Annotated in this window: 12 protein-coding genes; 5 read left to right on the top strand and 7 right to left on the bottom strand. The window is 34.3% G+C overall.

The window, feature by feature from the left end:
* Positions 1-116: 116 nt before the first annotated feature.
* The 7 genes from Bccel_RS15405 to Bccel_RS28985 all read right to left on the bottom strand — a co-directional run bounded on the left by Bccel_RS15405 (position 117) and on the right by Bccel_RS28985 (position 6297).
* A complete protein-coding gene (locus Bccel_RS15405; RefSeq protein ID WP_036938966.1) occupies positions 117-584 on the bottom strand; it encodes a hypothetical protein in 468 nt (155 codons plus the stop codon).
* A 160-nt stretch (positions 585-744) separates the two neighbouring features.
* Positions 745-1524, bottom strand: coding sequence for a hypothetical protein (locus Bccel_RS15400; protein WP_050753517.1), 780 nt, complete (start codon positions 1522-1524; stop codon positions 745-747).
* Between the two features lie 305 nt (positions 1525-1829).
* On the bottom strand, positions 1830-3647 hold the full coding sequence (gene ltrA / locus Bccel_RS15395; RefSeq protein ID WP_050753522.1) for a group II intron reverse transcriptase/maturase: 1818 nt from the start codon (positions 3645-3647) through the stop codon (positions 1830-1832).
* Positions 3648-4159: 512 nt separating this feature from the next.
* Positions 4160-5326, bottom strand: a complete 1167-nt coding sequence (locus tag Bccel_RS15385; RefSeq protein ID WP_050753520.1) for an IS110 family RNA-guided transposase — start codon at positions 5324-5326, stop codon at positions 4160-4162.
* 267 nt (positions 5327-5593) lie between these two features.
* Positions 5594-5938: a DUF2493 domain-containing protein gene (locus Bccel_RS15380; protein WP_050753519.1), complete on the bottom strand. Its 345-nt coding sequence runs from the start codon at positions 5936-5938 to the stop codon at positions 5594-5596.
* A gap of 17 nt (positions 5939-5955) precedes the next feature.
* Positions 5956-6120 carry a hypothetical protein gene (locus tag Bccel_RS30285; RefSeq protein ID WP_160317731.1) on the bottom strand — a complete coding sequence of 55 codons (165 nt, stop codon included), beginning with the start codon at positions 6118-6120 and terminating at the stop codon, positions 5956-5958.
* Between the two features lie 6 nt (positions 6121-6126).
* Entirely contained in the window at positions 6127-6297 is a 171-nt protein-coding gene (locus Bccel_RS28985; RefSeq protein WP_081927305.1) for a SymE family type I addiction module toxin, read from the bottom strand.
* Between the two features lie 1031 nt (positions 6298-7328).
* Between Bccel_RS28985 and Bccel_RS28980 the strand changes: the two genes are divergently transcribed.
* The 5 genes from Bccel_RS28980 to Bccel_RS15365 all read left to right on the top strand — a co-directional run bounded on the left by Bccel_RS28980 (position 7329) and on the right by Bccel_RS15365 (position 10386).
* Positions 7329-7499, top strand: a complete 171-nt coding sequence (locus Bccel_RS28980; RefSeq protein ID WP_081927305.1) for a SymE family type I addiction module toxin — start codon at positions 7329-7331, stop codon at positions 7497-7499.
* 6 nt (positions 7500-7505) lie between these two features.
* On the top strand, positions 7506-7670 hold the full coding sequence (locus Bccel_RS30280; protein ID WP_160317731.1) for a hypothetical protein: 165 nt from the start codon (positions 7506-7508) through the stop codon (positions 7668-7670).
* Positions 7671-7687: 17 nt separating this feature from the next.
* Complete coding sequence (locus Bccel_RS15375) at positions 7688-8032, top strand: DUF2493 domain-containing protein (RefSeq protein WP_050753519.1); 345 nt, start codon at positions 7688-7690, stop codon at positions 8030-8032.
* 267 nt (positions 8033-8299) lie between these two features.
* Positions 8300-9526 carry an IS110 family RNA-guided transposase gene (locus Bccel_RS15370; protein WP_050753518.1) on the top strand — a complete coding sequence of 409 codons (1227 nt, stop codon included), beginning with the start codon at positions 8300-8302 and terminating at the stop codon, positions 9524-9526.
* An 80-nt stretch (positions 9527-9606) separates the two neighbouring features.
* Positions 9607-10386: a hypothetical protein gene (locus Bccel_RS15365; protein WP_050753517.1), complete on the top strand. Its 780-nt coding sequence runs from the start codon at positions 9607-9609 to the stop codon at positions 10384-10386.
* The last annotated feature ends 87 nt before the right edge of the window (positions 10387-10473 follow it).

Here is a 10473-nt window from a genome sequence, read left to right as displayed (position 1 = left end):
CCGTTAGCGACCTCAGAGAGACTCCGAAGGAAGGCAAATGCTTGTTTATACTTGTATCCTTGCATTACAATAATGCAAGCCTGAGCCTTCGGAGAATACTGAAAAGAAAAATGTTGTTAAAACGATTTATAAATAACTGAAGAAAGTATTAAATCAACCACGTATATCAATATACCAACAATAAAGAGGTATGTTACAAGAAATAATATTGACAGACCAATTGCAGACCAAGCTGAGGCTTTCCTACCACCATCTTTAATGTGTTGTGTAAAATAGTTTTTTTGGTCAGCACTATAGTAGATGCCTAGAGCAATGTTTATACCAAAAAACACATAACGTACAGAATTAAAATTTGGTAGAGCAATGACAACAATAGTCAATAAAATAAAAAATACAATCCCTAGAAGAAGTTTTTGCTTTTTATTGGGATGGTCTAAGCGGTAATAATTTATTATGTATAAAATGATTCCTGTGATACCTGAAAGAAATATTGTAATCCACTTTAAAGTATTTGGATTCCAAACTCTTGAATTATTATTTATTTGCTCAATTGGAGCACCTGTTTGTGTGGTAATATCCTCCATACATTTGTCTCCTTGATTATTAATAATTAGATTTTAACAATTTAATAGTAAGTATGCAACAAAAATGATCTTATTTACTTATAACCTCTATATCTCTTGCAGAGAACGTCTAAAAACACGAGATGAAAGATGAAATACCTTTCTGGCCCTCTGATATTCCTTAATAGCTTTCCATATAAGCATGCTTGTTGGTTTCAATATTATCTTTAATATTCGTATACTTTAATTCTATTTCTATATGACCACCAGCTACATGTGGAGCTTCCATACTTATACCTAATGAATCATTAGTTAAATAGCTAAATGCAAATGGAGACTTTGCATATGATGAATCAGCAGTGTTAAAGCATCTAATTAAATCCTCATCAGAGTATGATTTAAGTATATAATCGAATGCACTTGCAGAGGCTTGATTCATCTCAGGTTCCCTAACTTCATAATTTCTAAACTTATTAATAAAACTTTTATCGATATTAATATAATCCTTTAATTCAATCTTCCTACCACTGTTAATATCAATATTCACTGTATAAAACAATCTTGAAGGATATGTTCTTCTTGGTCTAGCATATCCATCATAAGTAACACTTAAGATATAATTGCTTTTTCTGGTAATCTTGTAGTTTATTTTTATAGTTATGTCATCTTGATACCTGAACAAATCTAAGACAGTGAAAGCTTCTTTTCTGAGCAGATCATTTATTGAATTTTGTCTGCTTTCATCTTCGAGTTTTTTAATCTGAGGATAGGTAATGTTTATTTCCCTGTTATTATATACCGAGTCTGCTACACTAAAGACTATATTTGAACTTTTATTATTTTTTAGGGGAAACTGTTTATTGATTGATATAATACTTGGTTTTTCATTTCCAAATTTATTACATGAAATTAAAACTAATAACATTGCCATTACAAGCAATAAGCATATCTTCCTTATCATCTTTTCTCCTATCTCAGATAGTAATAAACAGATTTTACATTCAATTTTAGTAATATGTTTAGTCTATTATATCATTTTCATTATTCCATTGGAATGACTGGTTCTCGGTATTCCGACTTATCCCGCATCATTTTAAAAATGATATTTACCAGTTTTCTCATGATACATTTAATGCGTAGGGTAGGACTAACAGCGTCTTGCTTGTTTTACCAAGTAGATTTCTGCGTCCCCCTCAGAACCGGACTTACACCTTTCAATGTATCCGGCTCGCCAGCTGTTTCTAAGTGTAAAGTCAATCGATTTATCTATATTTCTTTTCCAAAATGGATGTCTTTATGGCATTTTTTGCACACTATTAAAGTTCTACGATTCAGTTCAATCATTCTTTGTACCCAATATGGAGTTATTATATTTGCCTTAAAATATTTGTCTTTTAGGCTTTTTAGTTTTTTAACGTGGTGAACTGCAAAATCCCCAGGAATACTACTTTGTATTCCGCAAAGTTCACATTTACAATTCTCAAGCCTTTTGATTACTAAAGGTTTTTTATAGTAGATTTCATTAGTTTCCTTTAGCCACTTTTTGGGCTGATTCATGTATATTAATGGCTCGTTAAAATATGTCATGGTTTTACTTCCTGTTTTAGTCTCATAATTTACACCAATTATTTTACGAGTCCCTGTGCCGTGTTTCCTGGGCACATCTATTCCATATTTTTTTATAACCTTTGTGATCGAACTGTCTTCCTTTCTTGCTATAGTTGCTGCCATACTGGAATAATGGTAGTATTTGTACTTTCCTATTTTGGAGCTTACATCCGTTGCAATTCTGTAGTAGTTGTACATGCCTCTGATTTCTGAGTTGTATTTGCCAATTATATCTGCAATGGTCAGGTTTATCCTATTGCAGTGATGAGTGGGTTTGCCATTCTTTCTGAAAGGTTCCAGTTTTTTATTAATCACGTCGTTTGGAACTAAAAGTTGTATTGTCTCGTTCAGTGTCCTTCTTTTATAACCGAGTGTGTTTTTCTTTGTAAAAGTGCAATTGGTAGTTTTGGAAATCTCAAATCCAAGAAATCTTGCTCTTTCTGTTGTTAAGTTTGTTATAATGGTTTTATCCATGTTAAGTTCCAATTTTAGTTTAGTATTAAGTAGTTCTTTTATTTTATCTCTTATTTCCTCTGCTAACTTCTTGCTTCCAATTATACATACAACAAAGTCATCGGCATACCTTGTGTACTTGACCCTTATATAATCAGGGTCCATAGGGTCTAATGAACGTAGAGTATACATTTGTTTTAGTATTTCTTTAGCAGTTTTATTATCGCCTCTTCGTCTTGCATTGTGCCTCGCCTTTTCAAGTTGTGAGTATGCAGGGTTATACTTTCTTTTATTTTGGTACGTGGAATATTGTTCTTTTAATGACTCCATGTACTTATCCAGTTCATGCAAGTATATATTGGCTAGAATAGGACTTATTATACCTCCTTGCGGTATTCCTGACAAAGAGCCTTTTACTTGATTGAATTCAAAATAACCTGCCTTAAGAAATCTTTTTATTAATTCCAGAAGTCTTCCGTCCGTGATTTTTTTACCTAATAGACTAATAAGAACATCATGGTCAATGTTATCAAAGAAACCTTTGATGTCACCTTCAATTACCCAATTTGTTCCCTTATACCTGTTTTTGATTTGATAGAGGGCTGTATGGCAGCTTTTATTTGGTCTGAAGCCATGTGAAGTTTCCAAAAATATAGGTTCATATATTGACTCCAGTATCTGCCGAACTACTTCTTGTACAAGCTTATCTATAAAAGATGGTATTCCCAGAGGTCTTAAATTTCCATTTTTCTTTGGAATATAAGTTCTCCTAACTGGTATAGGATAATATGTCTCAGATTTCATTTTTTCAATTATGTCATTAATGATATCATAGTTGAAACCATCGATTGTTTTATCGTCTATACCAGCGGTCATATTACCTTCCTTCGCATAGATTTTTCCGTAAGCTGTTATATAGAAATCTGGATTAAATAGATTTCTATATAACCTATCAAAGATAAATTCTTTATTTTCTTTTGACTTCTTGCTTAGTATTGATAGAACTATATCAGCTTTCTGCATTTCGCATACCTCCATATTCATTCAATTAAACAACCTGCCACCCTTCGCCATGTGGACAGCTTTCCTGTATCCGATTTTACGGCTTTCCCTGTCTATTCAGGTTCCTCAGACTACTATGGTGGCTCCGTAACCATATCAGCTCTGCTGACTTAGGTTATCTCCGTTTAGTTCTTGAAGTACAATTTCGTGTAACTTAGGTTCCCGTTCGTACCTTTATCGTATTTCTTATACGCTTGAAAAGTCTCAGAGATTATGAGAACCAACAAAGCGAGATTCTCATAGAATCTTTTCATGTGCTTATCAATTAGCCTTCGCACATCCCCCAAAGTTAAGGTCAAGGCACTGGGTTTAAGGCAGTTTAGCTTTAACCATATTACACATTGGTCTCGCATATCCCCCTGTAAGCTAATTTTCAAGGTATACACTTTACTGAGATGCTATGTTCCCTTATGGCGTTTCCACCTCCGGTTAATCAGTCGACCATCCAGACATCTCTCTAGTCCAGAATCCTCTTAGGATGATACTTTCAAGTCCATTACGGACGCACTCTGTTTTTTTGTTTTACCGCATGACAATTTCTTTTTATAATAATCATAAAAGTAAGCATTTGTGGGCTTTCCCTTTGGATCACTCAACAATGAGACTGCGATTTGGAAAAATATTTGATATAGATTTCTGTTACCAAGTTTGTTACTGAAATTCTTGTTCGTCTGACCTGTGGAATATCTCATTGGCGAAATTCCGGCATACGCAGCTAGAGTGTCAGCATTGGGAAACCTTGATATATCACCTATTTCAGCTATGATTCCTGCGGCTGTCACTGTATTTATTCCTTTCATACTTTCAAGCTTATAACCAAACTGAGGAATAAGTTTCTTCATATTATCTTCAATACTTGCTATGATAGCCGTATTATCATTGATTTGTTTTATTGATGATGTGACAATAAAATCTCTCAGGTCTTGAAATTCGTTCGTTGTATCTCCGTCTTTCTCTACATAATCAAGTATTTGACGTGCTTTTTTCTCAGAACAGTTATGATGGCTCTTTTCACTTAGAAAGGCTGTAAGTTTTTGAATGGTAATTCCATTTAATTTTGACGGGGACGGAAACGCTTTGAAAAATTCCAGTGCTGTTTTACTATCAAGAGAGAAGAAAAAGTTTTTGTAGTTTGGATAATGATGGCTTAAATACGTATGGATTTGATTTTTTAAAACAACGTTATTTTTAACCAGCGTATTTCTCTTTGTTACAAGTTCGTTTAATGCCCAATGTAAATCATTTGGTACTGCATCAGGTAATGCATCAAGCTTGTTTAATAGAACGTTAGCCACACATTGACTGTCTATGCTGTCAGATTTATTTATGCTGGCTTGGTTTTTCCTCTCAGACTGTGACAATGAAGGATTAACATATTTGACTTTATAATTCCTTTCAAGTAGAAATATTGCCAATTCTCTTCCGTTTCCAAGCACATCTTCCAGAGCAAAAACTGGTGTGATTCCTTGTGGTGTGTGCCTTTTAACAAAACTTATCAACTTGGTAAAGTCATTCTTTTTATTTGGGAACGTTAATTCTCCTAATTTTTCACTAAAGCAATCAATGATAACTGCTGTATGCTGGTGTTTATGCACATCACAGCCCACATATAAATGTTGCATTTTTCTGTGTAACATCATTAAAATCATCCTTTCATTATTCATATTTCAAGGTACATAAATTTACCTTAAGCATCCCTAATTTCCAGCGTTAGATCCTATTAAAAAGTCCCGCATCAACTTCTAAGCAAAGGTTTTAAAGATTTTATAAAAGCCATATTTTAAATACAGCCTTTAGAAAAACTTCAAAACCAAGAATAACGGCATTCTCTGCAAAGCGTTAGCATCTGGCAGGAGCCAGAAACCCGCACAAATATCAACAGCCCTTATTCATGGTATAAGCCAACTTTAAGTAAAAATTTTATAAGGAATATTTGCTTCAATAACCCTGTGAAGCATATCAACAGTGCCTTTACTACATGATAAATTCTCATGGAAAAACAAAACTAAATCAGGCTTTTCCATCTTAATCATTTGTGCATTTCTTATAGGTCCGGCACTTTTGCCAAATCTCTGCCAATCTGCCGGATATTCAATAAAACTTATCCCACACTGACGAGCAGCACGGACAGCCAGAGTATCAGCACCACGGCATCCTCCAGCAATAATCAAATCAATATTGAGACTTTTTACAACAGCTAAAATCTTCTGGTAATCCCGATAAAATCGACTTCCAGATACTAAAACCTTCATATATATAACCTCCAGTTTTACTGAAAAAGCCTGTAATAAATACAAGCCTTTGCACTAAAGCCGAGATCTGTAAATATAGCTATATCAACGCTTTCTGAATAAATACAGGATAAAAAAGACCAACCTAAACTGGTAAATGGAGCTACCATAATCTCTGGTAGCCCTATGTAAAAACCTCTCAAAATCCCTCATATCTCTTCCTCACAATCAACTGGACGGATAGTAATAATCCCCTGTGTAACATCAATAACCACCCTGCATCCAACCTCAAAACCGAATGTAGCTAACCACTCAGCCGATACAACAATAGCAGGTGAATCATCAAGCCAATGACTCTTGACAGACGATAACGCTACCATATAAAGACACCTCCCCAAATATCACTCATGAGCCTATGGAGAAAGATACCCCTGCATAAGCTGGAACAAAAGATACCGCTATCTCAGAAATACGTCAATGGGCTTTGAAAAAAAATAAAATAAAAAATGCTTATCCCTGCAATTCTACGAAGCCGCTTATACTGCACTGTTTAGAGTCTTACGTAGGCCTCATCAGGAGAATGGAGTGATTTGTTTTCTTTATCACTCCGTTCTCCTGAAAATAGAGGTACGTCTTATATATAAGCCATACCTCTATTTGAATGTGACTTAAATGCCACTAACGAAGACTCTTTCGGGATGCTTACGGGTTTAGCTGAACTTATTAGCAGCTTCAAAGACCTCTTTGTAAGCAGCTTGCAGAGATACATACACTAAAAGTATCAAATCATAGATCTGATACTTTTAGGTAGGCAGATGGAAAAACTAATAAAAAAGTTTTTCCATCTGCCGTATGAGTCTCAATGGATTCTTTGTAGCAGTTTCAAAGCCACTGCGAAGTTAAGACATAACCCGTAAGCCTCTCTGTAGCGGCTTTTACAGACTCTCCGAAGCGACAACAAGCGATAAAAAGTATTTTTTAATTTATATTTTTTATCGCTTTAGGATTGGCAAAAAGACATGTAGTTGTCTTTTTTGCCAATCCGTATGTGACGTTATAGTGACCTGAAGTTGTCTTTGTAAGCAGCTAATAAGAACAGCATAACTGCAAGAACTCTTCAAGGGCTCTTTTAGCAGCTCATAAGCCCCATCAAGTGAGGATTTCAAATAATAAAAATTTGAAATCCTCACTTGAGATATGATCGAAAGGACTGCTAGCAGTCTTTTCGGTCATATCGGATGAAGTCAACGAAGTCACAAAGGAGTTCTCTTCGAAGAAAGCATTTTTTATTTTATTTTTTTATCAAAGTCCCATTGACGTATATCTGAGATAGCGGTAGCATTTGTCCCGGCTTATGCAGGGGTATCTTCCTCCATAGGCTCATGAGTGATATTTGGGGAGGTGTCTTTATATGGTAGCGTTATCGTCTGTCAAGAGTCATTGGCTTGATGATTCACCTGCTATTGTTGTATCGGCTGAGTGGTTAGCTACATTCGGTTTTGAGGTTGGATGCAGGGTGGTTATTGATGTTACACAGGGGATTATTACTATCCGTCCAGTTGATTGTGAGGAAGAGATATGAGGGATTTTGAGAGGTTTTTACATAGGGCTACCAGAGATTATGGTAGCTCCATTTACCAGTTTAGGTTGGTCTTTTTTATCCTGTATTTATTCAGAAAGCGTTGATATAGCTATATTTACAGATCTCGGCTTTAGTGCAAAGGCTTGTATTTATTACAGGCTTTTTCAGTAAAACTGGAGGTTATATATATGAAGGTTTTAGTATCTGGAAGTCGATTTTATCGGGATTACCAGAAGATTTTAGCTGTTGTAAAAAGTCTCAATATTGATTTGATTATTGCTGGAGGATGCCGTGGTGCTGATACTCTGGCTGTCCGTGCTGCTCGTCAGTGTGGGATAAGTTTTATTGAATATCCGGCAGATTGGCAGAGATTTGGCAAAAGTGCCGGACCTATAAGAAATGCACAAATGATTAAGATGGAAAAGCCTGATTTAGTTTTGTTTTTCCATGAGAATTTATCATGTAGTAAAGGCACTGTTGATATGCTTCACAGGGTTATTGAAGCAAATATTCCTTATAAAATTTTTACTTAAAGTTGGCTTATACCATGAATAAGGGCTGTTGATATTTGTGCGGGTTTCTGGCTCCTGCCAGATGCTAACGCTTTGCAGAGAATGCCGTTATTCTTGGTTTTGAAGTTTTTCTAAAGGCTGTATTTAAAATATGGCTTTTATAAAATCTTTAAAACCTTTGCTTAGAAGTTGATGCGGGACTTTTTAATAGGATCTAACGCTGGAAATTAGGGATGCTTAAGGTAAATTTATGTACCTTGAAATATGAATAATGAAAGGATGATTTTAATGATGTTACACAGAAAAATGCAACATTTATATGTGGGCTGTGATGTGCATAAACACCAGCATACAGCAGTTATCATTGATTGCTTTAGTGAAAAATTAGGAGAATTAACGTTCCCAAATAAAAAGAATGACTTTACCAAGTTGATAAGTTTTGTTAAAAGGCACACACCACAAGGAATCACACCAGTTTTTGCTCTGGAAGATGTGCTTGGAAACGGAAGAGAATTGGCAATATTTCTACTTGAAAGGAATTATAAAGTCAAATATGTTAATCCTTCATTGTCACAGTCTGAGAGGAAAAACCAAGCCAGCATAAATAAATCTGACAGCATAGACAGTCAATGTGTGGCTAACGTTCTATTAAACAAGCTTGATGCATTACCTGATGCAGTACCAAATGATTTACATTGGGCATTAAACGAACTTGTAACAAAGAGAAATACGCTGGTTAAAAATAACGTTGTTTTAAAAAATCAAATCCATACGTATTTAAGCCATCATTATCCAAACTACAAAAACTTTTTCTTCTCTCTTGATAGTAAAACAGCACTGGAATTTTTCAAAGCGTTTCCGTCCCCGTCAAAATTAAATGGAATTACCATTCAAAAACTTACAGCCTTTCTAAGTGAAAAGAGCCATCATAACTGTTCTGAGAAAAAAGCACGTCAAATACTTGATTATGTAGAGAAAGACGGAGATACAACGAACGAATTTCAAGACCTGAGAGATTTTATTGTCACATCATCAATAAAACAAATCAATGATAATACGGCTATCATAGCAAGTATTGAAGATAATATGAAGAAACTTATTCCTCAGTTTGGTTATAAGCTTGAAAGTATGAAAGGAATAAATACAGTGACAGCCGCAGGAATCATAGCTGAAATAGGTGATATATCAAGGTTTCCCAATGCTGACACTCTAGCTGCGTATGCCGGAATTTCGCCAATGAGATATTCCACAGGTCAGACGAACAAGAATTTCAGTAACAAACTTGGTAACAGAAATCTATATCAAATATTTTTCCAAATCGCAGTCTCATTGTTGAGTGATCCAAAGGGAAAGCCCACAAATGCTTACTTTTATGATTATTATAAAAAGAAATTGTCATGCGGTAAAACAAAAAAACAGAGCATTAAATGTATCATGAGAAAACTGGTAAATATCATTTTTAAAATGATGCGGGATAAGTCGGAATACCGAGAACCAGTCATTCCAATGGAATAATGAAAATGATATAATAGACTAAACATATTACTAAAATTGAATGTAAAATCTGTTTATTACTATCTGAGATAGGAGAAAAGATGATAAGGAAGATATGCTTATTGCTTGTAATGGCAATGTTATTAGTTTTAATTTCATGTAATAAATTTGGAAATGAAAAACCAAGTATTATATCAATCAATAAACAGTTTCCCCTAAAAAATAATAAAAGTTCAAATATAGTCTTTAGTGTAGCAGACTCGGTATATAATAACAGGGAAATAAACATTACCTATCCTCAGATTAAAAAACTCGAAGATGAAAGCAGACAAAATTCAATAAATGATCTGCTCAGAAAAGAAGCTTTCACTGTCTTAGATTTGTTCAGGTATCAAGATGACATAACTATAAAAATAAACTACAAGATTACCAGAAAAAGCAATTATATCTTAAGTGTTACTTATGATGGATATGCTAGACCAAGAAGAACATATCCTTCAAGATTGTTTTATACAGTGAATATTGATATTAACAGTGGTAGGAAGATTGAATTAAAGGATTATATTAATATCGATAAAAGTTTTATTAATAAGTTTAGAAATTATGAAGTTAGGGAACCTGAGATGAATCAAGCCTCTGCAAGTGCATTCGATTATATACTTAAATCATACTCTGATGAGGATTTAATTAGATGCTTTAACACTGCTGATTCATCATATGCAAAGTCTCCATTTGCATTTAGCTATTTAACTAATGATTCATTAGGTATAAGTATGGAAGCTCCACATGTAGCTGGTGGTCATATAGAAATAGAATTAAAGTATACGAATATTAAAGATAATATTGAAACCAACAAGCATGCTTATATGGAAAGCTATTAAGGAATATCAGATGTGCAGAAGACTTCTTTTATAATTCTTATAAGAATTATAATGATACAATAGGAAAGTATCTTAATTTAAGTAGAG

This window comes from Pseudobacteroides cellulosolvens ATCC 35603 = DSM 2933 (genome assembly GCF_001262605.1).
Lineage (GTDB): Bacteria > Bacillota > Clostridia > Acetivibrionales > DSM-2933 > Pseudobacteroides > Pseudobacteroides cellulosolvens.
This window is presented reverse-complemented; position numbering and strand designations above follow the sequence as displayed.